Raw genomic sequence first — 20,171 nt, 5'->3', positions numbered from 1 at the left:
TCGTTTTGCTGGATGTTCCCGCCACGATTATCTAAAGGCAAAGTGATAATGCAAGGGATAGGCATCTTAAGTGCCTGCCGCCCATCCGGATCAGTGAACCTGTAAGGATTGCCATTCGCATACCGATAGCGATTGAACTGATCAACCGGCTTCTGATAAGCCGTCACCGCGCCCACGCACGGGCAAGTTCACTGAAACCGCATGCAGCTAGGATGCGTTCGTCCTTGCCCTTCATTATCTTCAGAAATGCGCTATTCATCATTATCTGAAGAAGCAGGCTCAGCCCCAGATAACGATGCTACCGTCGGGCCCGTTCAGCTGCATGGCCTCCGGCCCGGAGTATCCGTCGTCCGTCAAGTCGACGGTGAGAAATTTATCGCCCGAAAACATCATGGTCATTTTGACGTCATCGACCAGGCAATCGACCAATTTCAATCGGAGCGACGCATGTGTCAGTGCGCCCATCCGCACGCCGCAGGAGAGCGTGTATCCGTTATAAATATGAAGCGACCATCCATCATCAGTTCCAACCCGAAGCTGCTCATCCTCGACGGTCAACGTTACATACTTGCCTTTTAGATGTTGAAAAGTGTCTGATCGATGCTCGTTCATGTGACGTTTCTCCCGCTACTTGATTGGAAAATGCGACTTGGAATTGGGCAGGGTCTTTCCTGAATATGGATCAACACCTTGCTTACCTGCGTTCTCATATTTGATGTAGCCCGCCGGCGACAATACCCGCCCCCACGTTGCCTTGGCTAAAGCGCTGATCGTACTCGTCGCGATGTTGGCAATGTCCCATACGATCTCGACAATGCGACCGTCAGGGTCTTTGAACTTTTACAGATTGCCATTCGCATACCGATAGCGATTGAACTGATCAACCGGCTTCTGATAAGCCGTCACCGGATCAACCGACAGGAACATCCCTAGCTGCGGATCCATGTACCGCTGATGCATGTAAACCAGACCTGTTGCCGAATCGCTCACATGCCCGGTGTAGCCAGGCCCATCCTTGACCTGCCCACCCAACTCGGCACCATACGGCTCAATCCGGCCGCGCTCGACAACGCTGCCTGTGCGATCCGTGACAGCGACCGGGCTGCCCAACGCATCCACATGCGTCCAGCTAACACCTGTCGAGCTGCGGGTCGCCAGCAGTCGACCACCTACATAGATGTACTCCGAGGCGCCCTTTCCTCGTCGCTCTTCGTGCACCACCTTTCCGGCCAACGAATACATCGCGCGCAGGCGTTGCCTCTGGGCATCGTGCGCCACCGCACTCCGCCTATAGGAATTGTAGGCCTAGCGCTCCGCCTCCTCCTTCACTTCACGCAGCCTATTGCCAAAGTTGAAGTCGGACTTCCGCCCATTGCGTAGCTGGAGATGGCCTTGAACATCCCAGGCCAATCCAGTCACTAGACTTGCCTGGAACACCTGCCCTACGTGCTTGGACCGGAATACAGGACAACGCCATGCACACGCAAGTTCGGATGCACCTCGCATTCCTTGCTTTCATCGTGGAAACACGCTTGTGGAAGCCCAGCCATGTCCATCTCGAAGACCACTCTGGAGCGGTTGACGAAGTTCGCATAGCGCCTGCCGTCTTCATTTCCCGTGACAAGACGACCGTCCGGATAGGCAGCCTTCAGCGCCACCAACGTGGAGCCAACACCAACTCCCTTCTCATCTAACAATCCCTCGGAGATGGTCCGCAGCTTCTCTATCCTGCCTTGGTCGAACCAGCATTCGACAACCAGACCGTCGGGTAACGAGACATCCATGACTATGTACTCGTCTCCTTCCTGCATAACCGAACGTTCAATGATGGGATTGCCGGCTGCGAAAAGCTGGTCCTTGGTCATCCCAATACGCAGGCCCGCAAGGGAGCCACTGCTGGCATCAATGCCTGCCACCAAGGGGACAGCTTCAGTAGGCGTCTGCTTGGCCAGATCCCTTACGTCGGAGGGAGCAGGGCTGCATGCCACTAGCATCATGAGCCAAGCTCCGCCGGAGATTATCTTCATTTTTTGGGTTTCCAGTCAGTGAAACGTCCCTGCGTTCCATCCTGCTTAAGATCCACATGAACGCCGCGGCCATCAGTATATTGATTGACCCGGTTGAATTCGCCGGAACCATGGGCCGCATCAGCGGTCTGCTTAGCTGTGCTCCCATTGATCCGTATGTCTGCCGCGTTGCCCTGTAGGTGCTGGCTCCGACTAGCGCCACCCACCGTTCGGTTTTGCTCCACCGTTCTTCGGCCACTAGTCGCTTCGACATTCTTGCCGGATTTATCACTGAAGTTGAGCAGTTTGGTCGTCACTTCAGATCCGGCAAAGGCCGGGTCCACAACTGATAGCCCATTGCTGCTTTCTCCAATCGCCTGGCGACTAAAGGCGAGTCTAGGGGATTGATGCCGCACTTTGCTGCATTCGCTCTTGCAAACTAAAGCTCCAAGCTTCATGTCTTCGAGCTATTTGGTCAGGGTCCGACCCTGCTCAGTCATAAGTGCTCTGGAAGCCAGGCTTCCGAATGCGCCCCTCAACACCCATACGGATGCAAACCTTCCGCAACGAGCAGCATTGATGCTTGCGACGATCGGCTCGCAACGAATCCCTCACCAATCAATGAGTTCCACGCCGCCCCAAACAAAAAGCCCCGACCAAGGCCGGGGCTTTCTGCTGTATCTGGTGCCGGAAATAGGAATCGAACCTACGACCTACCACATGCGCACCAGGTACAAAGCGTACCTAGGCTCGTTCAAGGTTGATCTCGAATATTTCGCCATCTTCAATGTACAGCACGACATTTCTGTCGGAAGCCAAGCGAATGTCAAGGATCCAGACCTGGGGAGCACCTTCCAAAGCCTCGCATAACCCTGCGGTAGAAATGCGAGAACCTTGTTCAGAGAGCTTTTCTCTTAGTACATCGAGCGACGGAGCTTTCAATTCTCCAGATGGAACATCCAAGGAGGACAGCTCCCAGATATCCTCCGGGCTGAAGTGCCCTCTGAGCACCTGGCTGACTTTTGATCCGGTTATCGGAAAACCCCATTCGTCAGTATTCATCGCGATCAGCCTCCATTGAGTGGCCGGGCCTTCGCCCGGGATGGTGTCCCACCAGTACCGTTAGACTCGTAAGGATGCTCATGGGGACTTGTATGGCTTCCAGGTCTCCCATGGTCAGTAAAGTCGATTGTCTTGACCGGCCTGCCCTGCCCATCGAACTCACGGGCCTGGTCATACTTTCCGTTTCTGCCTTCTTTCTGTCCCAATTGAGTATGGGGCCCGCCCGCATCAGGATCAGGCGCTGGCTCGCCACTAGGCTTGGTTGGCAGCGCTCGATCAGGAAATCGATTCCCCGAGGCGCCCTCAGACGCTATCGATCCATCGCCCTGAAGAGCTGGTTGCTGCGGGGTCGACTCGGACTTCTGGAACACCCCCCTTACAGCGCTTTCCAATTTATTGCCGAGATCTGCACGCTGTTCTGAACTTGTCGTAGCGTAATAGGTGGTTGCGACTACGATCGGGATAACCACGATAGGGATGAGAAGCGTGGCACTCTGCCCGTCTGGATCCGTGAACTTGTAAGGGTTCGAGTTCGCATACCGGTATCGGTTGAACTGACCCACCGGCTGCTCATACGCCGTCACAGGGTCGATCGAGAGGAACATCCCCAGCTGCGGATCCATGTACCGCTGCTGCATCTGGCTTAGTCCAGTAGCAGCATCACTCACATGCCCCGTATACCCCGGGCCATCAGCAACCGGCGCACCTACGACAGCGCCATAAGGCTCGTAACTGATGCGCTCGATCACTTTGCCGCTCGCATCGCTCTTGGCTACTACCGAGCCCAAGGCATCGGTATGGATGTAGGTGACCGTTTGTCCCTGCGCCTGTAGCGACGCTATTGCGAGCCCACACAGAACCAGCGCCGTCAGGCCAGTCAGCCTCAGCAGCCGGTGCAATATCCCTCCCCGCATCATGGGATCACCTCGCCCGGCTTACGTGGCGGCTGTCCCGGATCGCCGTCGCCCGGGTGTGGCTCTTGTTCGAACGCGCCGGTATAGGGCTGCGACCACCCCGAACAGCCTGCTGCGTTGCACGCGCGCACGATGTAGCTGGGCGCACAATAGCTGGCCGAGTACATCGGCGATGTCACCGATGTCGCCGACCCCGAATAGAGCAGCCTGAGCCCACCAGGCGCGCTCAGCTCGTATCGATCTGCATATGGCGATGACGACCAGCTGACCGTGCACAGGGAGTACTCGCTGTTATGCGGCCCCGCGTAGTAGTTGCGTTGATGCGCGTAGCCCACATTCGTGCCGCGGGGCGGCTTCAGGACCGTCACTACCTTGGTAGCTGAGTAATTTCCGCAGCCAGAACCGTTGCACGCCTTTACCCGATAACCGTACTTGCCGGAGGTGGCAGGATCGCGGGCGATACTTGTGGCGGCCGTGTCCTGCTGCGCGCTCCACGCCCCACCGTCGATGTTCTGTTCCAGCACATAGGTGCCTGCGGTGGCTACAGTGGTCCAACTAACCGTATAGGCAGCACTGGTGCCGGTCGGAGCGGTAAGGGTCGGCGTGCCACTCGGCTTCAGCAGTACTGTGGTGGCCGCCGTCGGCGACCAGGTGCCACAACCGCCATCATTGCAGGCCTTTACTCGATATCCGTAGGTGCCATTTCCCTTACCACTGAAGGCAATGCTGCGCTCGTTCGTAGACTTCACTGACGACCAAGCGCCCCCGTTTGACTGCTGCTCGATCAAGTAGCTGGTTGCCGTCCCTACACTCGCCCAAGAGAGCGTATAGGCGCCGTTGGTGCTGCTTCCCGGAAGAGTCAGAGAGGGCGCACTGCTGGGCGGCAGAGTTACCACCGTGGAGACGGATGCCGAGTAGCTACTGCATCCACTGGTATTGCATGCCTTCGCACGGTAGCCATAGGTGGCCGAACCACGACCGGTGGTGGCCCAGCTCAAGCCGGCGGAGGTTTGCGCGCTTTTCCACGCAGCCCCATTAACACTTTCCTCCAGCTGATACGACGTTGCCGTAGACACAACGGGCCATGTAACCATCCATGCCCCGGTATTGTTAGTCGCTGGCGTCGTGAGGATTGGCCCAACCGGAGCACGCAGTACTGTAGTTGTTTTTTCCGCCGACCAGCCGCTGCAACCACTGCTGTTGCAGGCGCGCACGCGGTAGCCATAGGCGCCATTGCCCCTGCCTGTGGCAGCGTAAAGGGTGGCCGCCTCCGATTGCAGCTGAATCCAGCTTTCACCGTTGATCCTTTCCTCGAGTACATACTCTACCGAACCCGGGACGGCATTCCAGGTGACCTGGTATTCGCCGCTCCCGTTGTTGGTGGGCAAAGAGATTGCCGGAGCCGCCGCGGGCGGCAGCAGCACAATCGTAGTCACGGTGTTCGACCAAGGGCTGCAGCCGGCCGCATTGCAAGCACGAACCTGATACCCGTGACTTCCCGTCTGCTTGCCGGAAACCGCGAGCGACTCTACCGTCGTCGCCGAGATGTTGGTCCAGGCTCCGTCCCCCAGGCGCTCCTGCGGTTCGTAGCGTGTGCTGCCCGCCACTGTCGACCAGCTCACCGTATACGCACCCGTACCGCTATTGGTCGGTGCCGTGATGGCAGGCGCGGAGGCAGAAGGGTAGATAACAGTCATCGCGTGCTCTACTGACCAGCCGCTGCAGCCGGAGGCATTGCATGCCCGCCCCCGGTACGCATATGCACCAGCCGCGCGACCAGTCAATGAAACGCTGGTGCTACTGGCGCCATGAACGGATCTCCATGCAGCTGAGCCCGCACGCTCCTCGATATCGTAACGCGTGGCGCCGGCAACGGCCGCCCACGAGACCGTGTAGCTTCCGTTGAGACCCGCCGCAGGTACAACCAGCGCGGGCGCACTTGACGGTATCGGTAGAACTTGAACCACCAGAGCAATGCTCCAGCCGCCGCAGGTTGAACCCTGACAAGCCCGGACTCTATAGGAGCGGGCCCCAGTGGAAGCGCCCGTCACGGTGTAGGAGGCAGCCGGACCGCTGTAAACCGCTGTCCATGAGGCACCTCCGTTGATGGAGCCATGCAGCTCGTAGCGACTTGCATTGCCAACGCTGGTCCAAGCCGCTGTGTAGGTGCCGGTAGCTACAGTGGCTGGGCCACTTAGAGAGGGAGTCCCAAGGACCACCAGACTCTCCAACTCGGCGACCAAACTTCCGCCAAGACTGATGTACTCCAGCTCTTTCCCGGTTCGCTTGTTGTGCTGGCGACGCAGCACGCCATCATTTCCGTAGAAGGAAAGAATGTCGCCCAATGCTGCACTGTAGCTGCCAACGCGGCGACCTTGCGCATCGTAGGCGTAGCTCTCTCGACCCGCACCGTCCCTCAGACGATTGCCGTAGTCGAAACTGAAAACATCGCCGTTCTTTTTTGCCAAATTTCCCTGCGCATCATAGGCGATACCGATGACGGCACTCCCGTCATCCAGATTCACCGTCGTCATTCGATTACGTGCGTCATACCAGTAATTGTGCTGCTTTACACCACCGAGTTTGGCGCTGCGAATGTTGTCCAGTACGTCGTAGGTGTATCGGTACGTACCATCCCCACCGAACGACGAAGACTTCGCATAAGTCAGGCGATCCAGCGCGTCATACTGCATCTGCCTGGATTTGGCAGGCTCGACAGCGTCCACCGTAGCGGTGACGTTACCGTTGCTGTCATAGCTGAAGGTTGTATCGAGGACGGTTGTATCAATTGCTCGTGCCGGCATGCCCCGTGCGTTCTGAACCATGTTGCGCACGATGCCATTCCCATAAGTGAATGATCGCAACCCCCCGTTCGGGTAATAGCGAGCTCCTGATGCGTAAGGTCCCGCCTGCGTCGCCTGCCCCAACGCATTCGGCGCCAGAGCGATGACCTGACCGCTTGGATACTGCAGGCTGGCCAGCGCCGCGTTGCCGTTGTAGCCATAGCCCATTGTCCATATGCCCACGCCCTGCTGCTGCATCGTTTCACCGACTATCAGCCCGCGCTTGTTGTAAGCATAGGTATTGATGACCTGCCGACCGCCACTATTCGCTGTAACCACCTGCGATGGCTTGCCGTCTGCGGTGTAGCTCCAGTCCTGGCTGCCGTTGCCGTCCGGGAAACTCAGCCGACTGAGCCGGTTGCGACTGTCGTAGCTGCGATCCACACGCCGTCCAGATGATTGCGCGACCGATGTTTCGCAATCACTCAAAGAGGTCAATGTCAATCCCGCAGCACTCCAAAACAGATTGCCTGCCGGGTCGTACGTCATGACCGTTGCGCCGGATTCGGGCTCCACTGATTTGCAAAGCTGTTGGAAGCTGTCGTACACGTACGAACGCGTCAGCGAGGTACTGCTGTCAGCGTTACGCCGCTTGATCGAGAGAACCTTGCCGAACCGGTCGCGTGCAATTTCGGTAAGGCTCCAGCGGGATGCTCGATACGAGTCGGGGCGTCATAGTTTGGATTGTCAAACACCTGATGGCTGGTAACTGACTTCTGACCACGCGGATTGGTCGTTCGCACGCGCAGCCCCGACAAGTACTCAGTCACTGTCGTCAAGAGCCCCAGCTCGCTATCGGCGGAAATGGATGTTGGCCGGCCGAGCGCATCGAACTCACTCCATTCGCCGGCGGTCGGGCTCGCGCTGCTGCTGGGGTAAGACTGGAACGTGGCTCGCCCAGCATGATCATATGTGAAGCGCTGGTAGCGCTCCGTCTCCGCCAAGGTTGCATCAAGCTCACGGGTCAGCACCGGGCGCCATAGAGCGTCGAACCATGTGAACCTGCGATGGTTCCCGGTGCTGCTGGTCAGCCGCCAGTGTCCCGATGCGATGCCATGCTCCACCGCGTCCACCCGCTCAAAGACCTGTGTCGTCGGATTCCAGGCTACGCTGTCGCCCGCTCCATGTGTCTTCGCGGTGATGCGCCCCATTGCATCGTAGTCGTAGCTGGTCTGGTAACCCTGTTCATTGGTGACGGCGCGGATCCAGCCATTGTCATCTACGCTGGCACTGAGCGAAGTGCCATCTGCAAATCCAATGGACTGAAGTGTCCCGCGCTTCCAGTTGTTCAACGCTGTGCTGTTACCACGCCCGTCGACGAAGCTGGCAACACTGCCATCGGGGTGGTAAGTCAGCGATTGAACGAGCTTGCCGAATTGGTGCTTCTGCTGCGGCATGCCCAGTACGTTGAAACTCGTTTGGGATTCCACCAGCCCCGTGTTTACGTTGGTGGTCTTGGCAGTCTGTCCTAACAACCAACGCGCCGTATCATCGTAATAGGCGGTCACGTCGGTTCGACTGTCGCCCAGCGAGCTACTGCGCACTACCTGCAGCGGGCGGGCCTTCGCATCAAACGAGGACACGTTCCAAGACATGGTAACGCCATCACGCGTAATCACCTTCTTCGCCAACGGACGCACCAGCACGGATGACTCGTCATTCCCACCCCAGCGCGAGCCATAGCGGTCGGGAAACGGCATGGAGTTGGCCTGGGCGGAAGTTACATATGTCAGATCCTCCTGCTCAAGCTTGGTACCGTTGGCCGCCACCGTACTGCGCCCCAGTAGTTTGCCCTCATCGCGCGAGTAGACCGTTCCGTAGTGCTCCAGCAGGACGCTGCCATCCGGCTGCACGACGGCGACGCTCTTTCCACCAGTACAGGCGGTGCAGGGCGGGACCACACCTGACCAGAGGGCCGTTTCACCGTTGGCACCTTCATAGCTCCAGACCAGAGGCGCCGGCAGTCCGGGACCTTCGATGGTCTTACGCGTCAGCCCCAGTACATCGAAGTGTATTGGTACGGCCAGATGGTGGACCATGGCAGAGTTGTTTTCTGCCGAGCCGCTGACCGCTTCACCTTGGCAAAGAACGCTTGGCACACCGTCGCGATAGTGACGCTGATGATCAAAGCGGAAGGTGCCTACAGCTCCGGATGGGTGCTTCATCTGTACGCTGTAACTCTTGGGTGACAGCGGTGCGACGTTTCCACAGCCCGGGCCTGGATCTTCGGTCCAGGTCATGTATGAAACGCGCATATCCGACAGATGGTTGATTTCCCATGCCGCCTGGTCGGGCTGCACGATGCGTTGCAATAACTCGCCGTTGTAAGCGTAGATCCAGCTTCTACCATGTGCGCTGGCACTGGCGAGTCGATTGTTAGCATACTGGAGCGTTATGGCTCGGCCATCGCTCGCAGTGATGCTTGTGGGGTGGCCATTGCTGTTGTAAGCAATCGCGACCGAGTTTCCAAAACGATCTTCAATTCGGCTGGCAAGCAGAAAAACCTCGACGCGGGGCCGCGCACCGCCATTCTTGACGTCCTGCCCCATGTTGCCTGCGTAGCGTGTGGTCCCGATGTTGAACGTGTAGGTGATGCCATCGGTTGTCTGCAGTACGAAGCCCTCGCCCTCATAGCCAGCAACCATTGGCGTGCAGGTGATCGAATCCAGCGCACTGGTCGTCCATACACTTGCCTGGCGGTTGTCTGGTTTGAATTGTGCAGGCGGCAATGCGATGAGCGATCGAGCCCCTTGGCCAGGAAGATTTACCGAGTACCCGGACCAGATATCTTCTATGCGATGTGGTGGAAGCGTATAAGGATAGAAAATGTCCGTACAGCGTGGTTTGCGCATGCCAACCGTGACGTTCCATCCGTAAGCTGAGTCAAAGACACCCGAGATGCAGGGAACGTCGATGTTCCAGTCGCCGACTCCTCCGTAAATATGCGGAGCTATACCCGCAAGCGGCGTTGGCCTGATGACCAGCTTCCGGGTCAGCTTCACCGGAAGCGTGTTGGTGCCAGGAATATCGATGTCGGTTTGCTCAAACGCGACGCTCTGATCGAACATATTGATCGCGTCGCCAAACAAATCCGACTTCAGCGCACCAACCTGCTCGGCCGTGCGCAAGCGCTTGTCGTACTCCTGATAAGGCTGCATCGCCTGGGCATATGCGGCTCCGACGCTGCCTCCCATCAACAGCGTAGCCAGACCCACGCGTACAGCTCCCTTGACCGCGCTATGGCAGCCTGACTTCCTGTCCTGCATCCGTACATCCCCTGTTATCGGCGACGCCAATATTCACCTAACTTTCACCCCTGTCAAGCGCTGCGATCTCTCCGCTTCGATAGCTCTTCCGAGCAAGCCCCGAGTTCAGACGCGCTGCACTGAGACGAGCCAATTGGAGTTGACGCCATACGTCCAAGCCATGACGATCCCCAAACAAAAAGCCCCGACCAAGGCCTGGGCTTTCTGCTGTATCTGGTGCCGGAAATGGGAATCGGACCTACGATCTACACATTACGGACCAAGCCGAGTGAACCGTGCTAGCGATTGACCGGCTGCTCATACGTCGTCACCGGATCCACCGACAGGAACACGCCCAACTGCGAATCCATATACCGCTGCTGCATGTAGCTCAGGCCAGTGGCAGAGTCACTCACATGCCCCGTATACCCCGGGCCATCAGGAACCGGCGCACCTATGACAGCACCATAAGGCTCGTAAGTGATGCGCTCGATCACGTTGCCATTGGCATCACTTTTGGCTACAACCGAGCGTAGGGCATCGGTATGGATGTAGGTGACCGTTCGTGCGCTTGCGGTTGCACAGCAGCCAGACTCAGCAACAGCACAAAGCATAGCGATGCGTCTACGGCACCAAGCTTCCGAACTGGATCCTTAAATCTCCCGAAGCGGGTGGACACGCCGCTTGCAGTTTCCCCGATCCTGCGCATCCTTCCAATCCCTGAAAGAGCTTGAAGCAAGGCAGGGTATTCATAGCACAGGAATAACGCGCCATGAATCCAACGGGGCGATTGAGGCCACCCACACCATCCTGACGTGAGCAACGCCCTTGGCGCTAAGCGCCGGCGAGGCCGAACCGGATCGAGGTGCCGATGTCAGTCCGGGGTGCGTCGAACGGACCTGAGGTTGCCGGCCGCTGGCCGGCACTACCACCAAGCGAGCCACAAACAAAAAGCCCCGGCCAAGGCCGGGGCTTTTTGATGTATCTGGTGCCGGAAATAGGAATCAAACCTACGACATACGCATTACGAATTACTGAAAAAGAACAACTCATACGGATGAAATGCGTCGCTATCCACGTACTTACCGATACGCCCGTTATCGGAAATGACAAAGAATGCCCTGATGGGTCGCATGAACACATCATCGGCAATCGGACAGGAACTCGTCATCTCGCTCCAGGACACATCTAGCGGATACGCAAATCGGAAAAACGATCGAGATGAAAAATCCACCCACTCGCTTTGCCCAATATACTCAATCACTGCGAAACTCTTGGCACCTAGATCAATAGACAGCCGCTTGAAGTCGAGGAACTCCTGCTCAGTAAATAGGACGCCCCCGGGCCGGTACTCCATATTTGATTGGCATCGGATTTCAGGACCGTCGCGATTCACAACGAAAGCCTGATCAAGCAACCCCGCCCAATAACTTACCAAGCTTTCTAGATTCAACCAGTATTTCTCTAGGTAATAAATATCCAGCTCATCGAGAGAAACCTCGCCGTATCCCACAATGCCGCTTGACTGAAAGTCGATCATCACTCCACCCCCGAACCTACTTAAGCGCATCGATTCTTATCTGTAAATTTGGCCAGACTTGTTGATGTCAATAGTCGCCACGCCAGTAGTTTTTGACGTGTGGCTTCCTATGACTATTCCGTCCGGGATTCTCACCCGACCGCCAGAGGTCTTAGTGCCGCCATCGGTGATTGCATCAAATAGCTTGCCTGCGTCTCCTTCCACCCGCCCTTGGCACGGGCCGCCCTTGGCACGCGCCCCCCTTTACCCGCTCCAGCTTTCCAGCTGCATCGATCAGATGGTCCGCGTTCCACCTTGCGGCTTGCTGCTGATCGTTGACGCATGCCCATGAGGGGATTGGTCTCGATCAACTTCCACTCCACAGCCCGCGACAAGGCAGACCGCAGGCAAGCAAAGTCGCGCGCTGCGGTAGCCTTGGTGACGGCATCGGGGCCAGTGACACGCCCGCGCCACCATCGCTCCATTGTGGGCACGTCGATTTCGATGATCTGACGACGCAGCAACCACGGAAACACGGATCGGATGCGATCCGGGTACTGGCGACCACCCTTGAGTTCGGCAACCGCCCAAGGCTCGAAATGCTCGTTGAGGAGCGTTTCGAGCGTGCAACTAGTGGGCTTGGATTTTGCGAGCGTCGGCAATCCGGACTGAACGTATTCAGCGACTGCTTGCCGGGCTTGATCGCGGGCTTGATCAAGTGACAGATGCTCGACCGACCCCAAGGTACGACGCTTACCGTGCGCCCAAGTCACGATCCAAGCCTTGTGCCCAGAGGGCTGCACGCGCAGGATCAGGCCGCGAACCTGGGCATCCCTAAGCTCATAGGGGCGATCCCGGGGCTCCGACGTAAGGACGATGCGCTTGGTGAGGACGGATGACATCGGGCGGAGGGTCCGTAAGTGGCGATAAGGCCAACTTAGGACAGGATGCGAGGCGATGTTTGGATGCGGAGCGTCCGCAGCGCTCTACTCCTCCAAATAACGAGTTTAAGCTCACTCATTCATCAGACCTGTGCCTGAGTCCGGCCCGATAAAATCAATCAACGCTTCGATTTCCAGCCCACGCTCATTAGGTTCATCGTCCAATTTCAGGCCAGTATCGGAGAGCTCTCGAACAAGCGCATCAACCAACCACTCCCGATCATTGCCATCGAATAAACACTCGTCGCCCTCCAGCTTCTCAAATGACAGATCACGGCCATTTTTGGCGCAAATCTCCACAAGCAGCATGCGCAAATGCAACGGCACCTTTCCACTCATTTCACTTCACCTTTGGGTCTCTCACACCATTACTATTTCGTGGAATTGTAGTTATCACTTTTCCATCACCGTTCAGAACAACCTTGGCATCCCTCCCCGTGTATACCGTCTTGCCTCCGGCCTGCTCCGCTACCTTTAAGGGCTCTCTAACTGCCGACAAAATTGCTTTTGGAGATACACCCCTGCCGCCATCACGTGAAATCGCCTGATTCAGACCGTGCTTGGTGTATCCCGTTATCCTCCCAGCAACTGCGCCGGTCCCTGTCACTCCCGCAGCGCCAGCCCCGATTTCGGTCGCGGTAGCTACAGCAGCAGGATTGGCTAGCGCTGCCATGCCCACCTCAACTACCACGGGGGCAAGCATTACACCTGTTACGGCAATCGCAAAGGGCTGTAACGGCTTGTACACATCGCCATTGCCAGCCTCCATGTCCTTACGATGCTGTTCGACAAAACGCTCTGCTGCTTGTCGCCCATCCGGATCAGTAAAGCGATACGGATTGCCGTTCGCATACCGATACCGATTGAACTGCCCCACCGGCTGCTCATACGCAGCCACCGGATCAACAGACAGGAACACACCCAACTGCGGATCCATGTACCGCTGCTGCATGTAACTCAGCCCAGTAGCTGCATCGCTCACATGCCCTGTGTACCCCGGTCCATCCGTGACCTGACCGCCTACCACGGCACCGTAGGGCTCGTAGTCATAGCGCTTGATCACGTTGCCGTTGGCATCGCTCTCGGCCACTACCGAGCCCAAGGCGTCGGTATGGATGTAGGTGACCGTCGTCTGGGCGATTGCGGATGGTGGCATGCCAAGGCCAATCAGCAACACACAGAACATCCAGGCGCCTACCGCACCCAGCTTCCGAATTCGATCCTCAAATCCCCTGAAGCGGGTCGACACACCGCCTGCAATTTCCCCGAACCTGTGCATCCTTCCAATCCCTGAAAGAGCCTTGAAGCAAGGCTGGGTATTGATAGCACAGGAATGATCCGCCATGAATCCAACGGGGCGATTGAGGCCAACCACTCCATCCTGACGTGAGCAACGCCCTTGCCGCTAAGCGCCAGCGAAGCCGGATCGGATCGAGGTGCCGATGTCAGTCCGGGGTGCGTTGAACGGACCTGAGCTTGCCGGCCAGCGGTCGGCACTACCCGCAAGCGATCCACAAACAGAAAGCCCCGACCAAGGCCGGGGCTTTCTGCTGTATCTGGTGCCGGAAATAGGAATCGAACCTACGACCTACGCATTACGAATGCGCCGCTCTACCAACTGAGCTATTCCGGCGAGGTCGTGAATTCTAGGGGGTGCAGGCCACTTTGGTCAATCAGGGAAGCGCGCGCGCCGCCGAACCGCCGCGCGCCAACGAGCCCGCCCGACGTGCTCCAGCAGCACCAAGCCTTGACGCACCAGCCCCTACAGTGGATTCCCCACCTTCGGAGGCATCCCATGCGCCCCTGCCCCCGCTTGGCCGGTCTGCTGCTGTCATCCCTGTTGTTCAGTGTCCCCGCGCTGGCACAAGGCACGGCGCCGATGCCGCAGACGCCGGACCAGCAGTGGCAGCCGCTCTTCCAGCAGGTCCAGGGCGCACACCTGTTCAAGGATCAGAAGACCTTCGCGGATGCAGTGCCCCACCAGCCCAGCGCTGCCCTCCTCACCCAGTGGCAGCGCGCCAGGACTGGGCCCGGATTCGACCTGGCAGCCTTCGTGGCCGAGCACTTCGCGGTGCCCGGTGACACCCAGCCCTACGTGCCACCAGCGGGGGAGACGCTGCGCGCGCACATCGAGGGGCTGTGGCCCGTGCTGACCCGCAACACCGACACGGTGGATCCGAACGGCTCGCTGCTGCCGCTGCCCAGGCCCTACGTCGTGCCCGGCGGGCGCTTCCGCGAGGTGTATTACTGGGACAGCTATTTCACGCTGCTCGGGCTGGCCTCCAGTGGCCGCTGGCAGCAGGTGCGCGACATGGTGGACAACTTCGCGTTCCAGCTCGACAGCTACGGCCATGTTCCCAACGGCAACCGCAGCTACTACCTCAGCCGCTCGCAGCCGCCCTTCTTCAGCCTGATGGTGGATCTACTCGCCACCCACGAAGGCGATGATGCCTACCGCCGTTACCTGCCGCAGCTGCGCATCGAGCATGCATTCTGGATGCGCGGCGCGGAAACGCTGGCGGCGGGGGAGGCGCGCGAACGCGTCGTGCGACTGGCGGACGGGCAACTGCTCAATCGTTACTGGGACGACCGCGCGGTGCCACGCACCGAGTCCTGGATGGACGATGTGGCCACCGCCGCGCAGGCGCCGCAGCGCGCGCCTTCGCAGGTGTATCGCGACCTGCGCGCCGGTGCGGAATCGGGCTGGGATTTCAGCTCACGCTGGCTCACGGAGCCGTCTGCACTGGCGAGCATCCACACCACGGCGATCGTGCCGGTGGATCTGAACAGCCTGCTGTTCCATCTGGAAACGACCGTAGCCCGCGCCAGCAAAGCAGCCGGTGATCGCGCCGCTGTACGCACCTTCACCCAGCTGGCGAAGGCACGTCAGCACGCCATCAACCAACTGCTCTGGGATGACAAGCACGGCTGGTACGTGGACCGCGACCTGGAGCGCGGCCAGACCCGCCCTGCCCTGACCGCGGCGGCGCTGTTTCCCTTGTGGCTGGACGTCGCCGGGCGCACGCAGGCACGCCGTACCGCCCAGGCAGTCGATTCGCAGCTGCTCCGCGATGGCGGGCTGCTGACCACCACCGTGGCCACCGGTCAGCAATGGGATGCCCCGAATGGCTGGGCACCGTTGCAGTGGGTCGCGGTGGACGGGTTGCAGCGCTATGGGCAGGACACCCTCGCCCGCCGGATCGGCACGCGCTTCCTGCGCACCGTGCAGACGGTGTATGACCGCGAGGGCAAGCTGGTGGAGAAGTACGTGGTGGACGGTTCGGCCACCGGCGGAGGCGGCGGCGAGTACCCGCTGCAGGATGGCTTCGGCTGGAGCAACGGAGTCACGTTGGCGCTGCTGGATCGGCTGTGTGCGCCGAAGCGAGCGTGCGAGAGCGCCCAGGATGTGGAAGTCGCGGACTGAGCTGGCGACCTCTTGACTGCGCACGTTTTTTCGACGTTCACTCCCTGCTCCCTGCCGGAGAGCGCTGTGGCAGATGCAGATTCACCCTCGCATCCACGGGCGCTCCTTAGCTTGAGCGTATCTCAACGTGTGCGACACCTACACGGGATCCTTGCGTCTACATCTGGTGCCGTTTCGCCTACGTCACACACTTGAACACGGAAGCCTACTGCGGGCTAAGGTTTTTCGCTGACGAGCCGTTAGCAGTTCTGTTTATCCTCAACCATGAAAGGAAGCATCAAATGAATCGTCGAGAGAGGGATCTCGTGAGCCTCTTCAATACGCTGTGGTTCCGCGACTTTCCAATAACTCCCGTGCACACCGATTTCGGGCGGCGGGCAGTGTGGACGACGCACATTGCATCAGTGATAAAGCAGGCGGCTGATCTGCTGGGCTACTTCACTTGCTTTGAAACAGGCAATCGAACGGATGCAGTGATCCAGACCGCAAAGCGTCGAAGCTGGGCCAAGATTGAGTGGGAATGGATCCAACCGCGCTTTGAGGCGCGCGTCAATGAGATCCAGAAGCTGAGCGATGCCTCGAAGCTAGACCCGGAGGCACTGTCCGTCTACATCGGCTATAGCGACATCCGTCACCATGATGCGAATCTGGAGAGCATCCAGCGTCAGTGGACGTCCAGCGGGCAACTCATCGCATTCGTCATCCAGTTCGAGATCAGAGGCCGAACTCGACACTTCACGCAGTTGCGCACTTATGCGTTCCGCGGTGGCGAATTCAGATTACTGAGAAAGCAGGAGGCCCTTCCTTGGAATGTCAAGGATACCCGCTGGCAATTGGTCGCCACTGCGGCGCGGCTGGAAGATAGTGGTGCAGCAGAGCTGGGAGACGGTGACGACGAATGATATTGGCGGGGGGAGGTCAGCATTGCTGTCCTCCCCCTCCTCTCCAACATTGCCGTGCCCTTCGATTGGATGCGCCAATGGGCACCAGGATCTTGCCGGGCAAGCTGGATCTGCCAGAACCGGAACCGTTTCAGCCGCTACTGAAGTCCATTGCTGGAAACGCGCCCGACGCTGAAGACCCATCGCGTCCACTCCAGATTGGCTGCAGAGGCGTCGCGCATCGTGTGTCGAGGGACACTGTTCAGCCCACTCACCGAGCCTTCCACAACTCCGCCAACCGATCCGGCTTGCCCGCGATGCGCTCCAGCGACGGATACTTCAGCCCATCGTGATAATCCAGCGTCACCGTATCGATGCGATCGAAGCTCTTCACCAGCAGCGTCAGCGGCGCCTTGTCGGTCTTGGCCGCGGTGATCGCCTCCTTCAACTGCTCGGCCTTGAACACGCGGCCATTGAGCGCGACCACGCTCATGCCGGGAATCAGGCCGGCATTGAACGCCGGGCTGTCCCACAGCACGTCGCCGATGTAACCGGACTCGCTGACGGACAGGCCAATCGAGTACAGCAGGTTGCTGTTCTTGCCGCGGGTTTCCTGCGCCTTGAACGCTTCGTTCGGCGTATCGGTGTAGACCAGCTTCCAGCCGGCCGCCTCCAGACCGCCGGTCAGCGGCCCGTGCCCGTCCAGGCGCTCGCGCAGGAAGCTGGCCCAGTCGAACGGCGCCACGCCATTGAGCGTGCTCACCACCTCTTCGAAGGTGTACGGATGGACGTTCCAGTCACCGTCGTTCATGCCGAAGAACGCCTTGGCGAAATCATCCAGGCCGCGCTTGTTGCCGGTCAGCGCGCGCAGCTTGCCCTCCACGTCCAGCCACACCATCTGGCCGCCGGAGTAGTAGTCCTCGCTCATCTGATAGTTGCGGAACGCCAGCGCGCGGCGCTGGGCGATGGTCGGGTCGTTGGTGGTGTCCTGCAGGTTGCGCCAGGCCAGGCCGGGGCGACCGCGGTCGTAAGTGCCCGCCACATTGGCCAGCACGTCGCGGGTCTGCTGCGGGCTCCACAGCCCGGAGCGCGCGGCCAGCACCTGGCCCCAGAACTGGGTCTGGCCTTCGTACAGCCACAGCAGGCTGTCGCCCATCGGCACGTTGAAGTTGGCCGTGGTCAGATCGGCGCCACGACGGTACTTGCCGTTCCAGGAGTGATTGAACTCGTGCGGCAGCAGATCGCGGCCCAGCCAGGTCTTGTCCCACTCGGTGAAGTAGCCGGTGTCGCCGCTGTTCTCACTGGAGCGCTGATGCTCCAGGCCGATGCCGCCAAGCTTGTCGGTCAACGCCAGCAGGAACTCGTAGCGGTCGAAATGGCGTGCGCCGTAGAGCTTGTACATCTGCTGCACCAGCGCGCGATGCGCCTGGATCTGCTCGGGCTTGGCGGCCAGCGATTTGGCCTCATCGGCGAAGACATTCAGGTGCACCGGCACCTTCGCACCGGGATCCAGATCAAAGCGCTGGAAGTGGCGCCCGGCGAACAGGGGCGAGTCGACGAGGTGGTCATAGCTGATCGGCTTGAACACCACCGTGTCCCCCTCGCGGCGCTCGGTATCCAGCGCGGTGGCATATGACCAGCCCGGCGGAAGAGTGACGGTGGCCTGCGCCTGGATGTTGCGGGTGATCACCCCGGCCGGGTACAGCGAATTGGCATTCCACTGCAGGTTGAGCATGTCCGGGGTCATCACCACGCGGCCCTGGGCGCCCTGCGAAGAGAGGAACTTGAACTCGGCCACCACTTCGCTGGCGCCCTGCGGCACCTGCACGGTGAAGGCATAGACGTCGTACGGATCACGCGTCCACTGCAGCGGCGTGCCGTTGGCGGTGACGACCAGGCCGGCGAGCTTGTCGATCGGGCCGCTCGGTGAATGCGCGCCGGGCAGCCACTCCGGGTACAGCAGGGTCAGCGGGCCAGGCTTGGCCGGCACCGTGGCCTTGACCTTGAAGATGCGTCGCCCGATGTCGCGCGCGTCCACGTCGATGCGCAGCAGGCCCGGGAAGGCCACGTCCTGCGGCGGCGGTGTCTGCGCCTGCACGCCGGTGGCGGACACGGCCAGCAACACGGACAGGGCAATGGCACGCATCTTCATCAGGCAGGCTCCAGCGGGGGAAGCTTTTGATCCTAGCCCTCCGCCTGCGCCCTGCCCCATGGCCAAAGGTCATGCGTCGCGTTGCGGCCATGATTGGCACAGCGGCGCGCAGTGACGTTCTGTCTGCCGGACGGGATCAGGACCAACCGGGGTGCGCTGCCGGCCAGCGGCCGGCACTACCGGGCAGCGCCACGGCATGCGTGGCGGAAAGCTGCGGGTCAGTCGACCAACCGCAGCCGCAGTTCCTTCGGCAGCGCGAACACCATCGATTCCGGCTCGCCCTCCAGTTCGCCGACGCCGGTGGCGCCGAGTTCCTTCAGGCGGGCGATCACGCCATCCACCAGCACCTGCGGTGCCGAGGCGCCCGCGGTCAGGCCGATGTGCTTCTTGCCGGCCACCCACGCCGGATCGATCTCGTCGGCACCGTCGATCAGGTAGGACTCCACGCCATCACGGCGCGCCAGTTCACTCAGGCGGTTGGAGTTGGAGCTGTTGGGCGAACCGACCACCAGCACCAGATCACAACGCTTGGCCAGATCGCGCACAGCGTCCTGGCGGTTCTGAGTGGCGTAGCAGATGTCGTCGTTCTTCGGGCCCTGCATCGCCGGGAAGCGGGTGCGCAGCGCGTCGATGATGCTGCGGGTGTCATCCACCGAGAGCGTGGTCTGGGTGGTGTAGGCGAAGTTCTCCGGCTGGTCGATGACCAGCGTGGCGACGTCCTCCACATCCTCCACCAGATAGATCTGGCCGGTGCCGCGCTCGCGGCTCCACTGGCCCATCGTGCCTTCCACTTCCGGGTGCCCGGCGTGGCCGATCAGCACCACGTCGCGGCCGGCGCGGCAGTGGCGGGCCACTTCCAGGTGCACCTTGGTGACCAGCGGGCAGGTCGCGTCGAACACCTTCAGGCCACGTCGGTCGGCTTCCTGGCGCACGGCCTGGGAAACGCCGTGGGCACTGAAGATCACCGTGTTGTCGTCCGGCACTTCGTCGAGCTCCTCGACGAAGATCGCGCCGCGGGCCTTGAGGTCATCGACCACGAACCGGTTGTGCACGACCTCGTGGCGCACGTAGATCGGCGCACCCAGGGTCTCGATCGCGCGCTTGACGATCTCGATCGCACGATCGACACCGGCACAGAAACCACGCGGATTGGCGAGCAACACATCCATCGGTCAGATACTCCG

17 protein-coding genes and 1 tRNA gene are annotated in these 20,171 nt (G+C 59.8%); 2 read left to right on the top strand and 16 right to left on the bottom strand.

Features of this window, described 5'->3' with window-relative positions; genetic code table 11:
- Positions 1–279: 279 nt before the first annotated feature.
- The 14 genes from ABE472_RS12840 to ABE472_RS12775 all read right to left on the bottom strand — a co-directional run bounded on the left by ABE472_RS12840 (position 280) and on the right by ABE472_RS12775 (position 14,163).
- Positions 280–612, bottom strand: coding sequence for a hypothetical protein (locus tag ABE472_RS12840; protein WP_313211092.1), 333 nt, complete (start codon positions 610–612; stop codon positions 280–282).
- A 228-nt stretch (positions 613–840) separates the two neighbouring features.
- Complete coding sequence (locus ABE472_RS12835) at positions 841–1,278, bottom strand: RHS repeat-associated core domain-containing protein (protein ID WP_346466358.1); 438 nt, start codon at positions 1,276–1,278, stop codon at positions 841–843.
- Between the two features lie 164 nt (positions 1,279–1,442).
- Positions 1,443–2,027 carry a hypothetical protein gene (locus ABE472_RS12830; protein ID WP_346466357.1) on the bottom strand — a complete coding sequence of 195 codons (585 nt, stop codon included), beginning with the start codon at positions 2,025–2,027 and terminating at the stop codon, positions 1,443–1,445.
- Positions 2,024–2,464 carry a D-Ala-D-Ala carboxypeptidase family metallohydrolase gene (locus ABE472_RS12825; protein WP_346466356.1) on the bottom strand — a complete coding sequence of 147 codons (441 nt, stop codon included), beginning with the start codon at positions 2,462–2,464 and terminating at the stop codon, positions 2,024–2,026. The genes ABE472_RS12830 and ABE472_RS12825 overlap by 4 nt, the downstream gene beginning before the upstream one ends.
- Positions 2,465–2,750: 286 nt before the next feature.
- Positions 2,751–3,068, bottom strand: coding sequence for a hypothetical protein (locus ABE472_RS12820; protein ID WP_137188916.1), 318 nt, complete (start codon positions 3,066–3,068; stop codon positions 2,751–2,753).
- 5 nt (positions 3,069–3,073) lie between these two features.
- Positions 3,074–3,967: an RHS repeat-associated core domain-containing protein gene (locus tag ABE472_RS12815; protein WP_346466355.1), complete on the bottom strand. Its 894-nt coding sequence runs from the start codon at positions 3,965–3,967 to the stop codon at positions 3,074–3,076.
- Between the two features lie 14 nt (positions 3,968–3,981).
- Complete coding sequence (locus ABE472_RS12810; RefSeq protein WP_346466354.1) at positions 3,982–7,374, bottom strand: hypothetical protein; 3,393 nt, start codon at positions 7,372–7,374, stop codon at positions 3,982–3,984.
- A gap of 11 nt (positions 7,375–7,385) precedes the next feature.
- Positions 7,386–9,983, bottom strand: a complete 2,598-nt coding sequence (locus tag ABE472_RS12805) for an RHS repeat domain-containing protein (RefSeq protein ID WP_346466353.1) — start codon at positions 9,981–9,983, stop codon at positions 7,386–7,388.
- A 386-nt stretch (positions 9,984–10,369) separates the two neighbouring features.
- A complete protein-coding gene (locus tag ABE472_RS12800) occupies positions 10,370–10,684 on the bottom strand; it encodes an RHS repeat-associated core domain-containing protein (protein ID WP_346466352.1) in 315 nt (104 codons plus the stop codon).
- Positions 10,685–11,094: 410 nt separating this feature from the next.
- A complete protein-coding gene (locus tag ABE472_RS12795; protein ID WP_346466351.1) occupies positions 11,095–11,610 on the bottom strand; it encodes a hypothetical protein in 516 nt (171 codons plus the stop codon).
- A gap of 131 nt (positions 11,611–11,741) precedes the next feature.
- The gene (locus ABE472_RS12790) at positions 11,742–12,491 is read right to left on the bottom strand and encodes an Arm DNA-binding domain-containing protein (protein ID WP_346466350.1); all 750 of its coding nucleotides are present in this window, start codon (positions 12,489–12,491) and stop codon (positions 11,742–11,744) included.
- A gap of 111 nt (positions 12,492–12,602) precedes the next feature.
- Positions 12,603–12,869: a hypothetical protein gene (locus ABE472_RS12785; protein WP_346466349.1), complete on the bottom strand. Its 267-nt coding sequence runs from the start codon at positions 12,867–12,869 to the stop codon at positions 12,603–12,605.
- Between the two features lies 1 nt (position 12,870).
- A complete protein-coding gene (locus ABE472_RS12780; RefSeq protein WP_346466348.1) occupies positions 12,871–13,875 on the bottom strand; it encodes an RHS repeat-associated core domain-containing protein in 1,005 nt (334 codons plus the stop codon).
- A 212-nt stretch (positions 13,876–14,087) separates the two neighbouring features.
- A tRNA-Thr gene (locus ABE472_RS12775) sits at positions 14,088–14,163 on the bottom strand.
- A gap of 162 nt (positions 14,164–14,325) precedes the next feature.
- On the opposite strand from ABE472_RS12775, the gene treA reads away from it, so the two are divergent.
- Together treA and ABE472_RS12765 are read left to right on the top strand one after the other, a co-directional pair.
- The gene (gene treA / locus ABE472_RS12770; protein ID WP_346466347.1) at positions 14,326–15,954 is read left to right on the top strand and encodes an alpha,alpha-trehalase TreA; all 1,629 of its coding nucleotides are present in this window, start codon (positions 14,326–14,328) and stop codon (positions 15,952–15,954) included.
- A 281-nt stretch (positions 15,955–16,235) separates the two neighbouring features.
- Entirely contained in the window at positions 16,236–16,856 is a 621-nt protein-coding gene (locus ABE472_RS12765) for a hypothetical protein (RefSeq protein WP_346466346.1), read from the top strand.
- Between the two features lie 250 nt (positions 16,857–17,106).
- On the opposite strand, the gene ABE472_RS12760 is transcribed toward ABE472_RS12765, so the two are convergent.
- Both ABE472_RS12760 and ispH read right to left on the bottom strand, forming a co-directional pair.
- Positions 17,107–18,987 (bottom strand): peptidase M61, encoded by a 1,881-nt coding sequence (locus tag ABE472_RS12760; protein ID WP_346466345.1) that lies wholly within the window; start codon positions 18,985–18,987, stop codon positions 17,107–17,109.
- A gap of 218 nt (positions 18,988–19,205) precedes the next feature.
- Positions 19,206–20,156: a 4-hydroxy-3-methylbut-2-enyl diphosphate reductase gene (gene ispH / locus ABE472_RS12755; protein ID WP_123728670.1), complete on the bottom strand. Its 951-nt coding sequence runs from the start codon at positions 20,154–20,156 to the stop codon at positions 19,206–19,208.
- Between the last annotated feature and the right edge of the window lie 15 nt (positions 20,157–20,171).

Origin of the sequence: Stenotrophomonas sp. TWI809, from assembly GCF_039673205.1 — a bacterium.
Lineage (GTDB): Bacteria > Pseudomonadota > Gammaproteobacteria > Xanthomonadales > Xanthomonadaceae > Stenotrophomonas.
The sequence above is the reverse complement of the archived record's forward strand: the minus strand, read 5'-3'. Positions and strand labels throughout refer to the sequence as shown.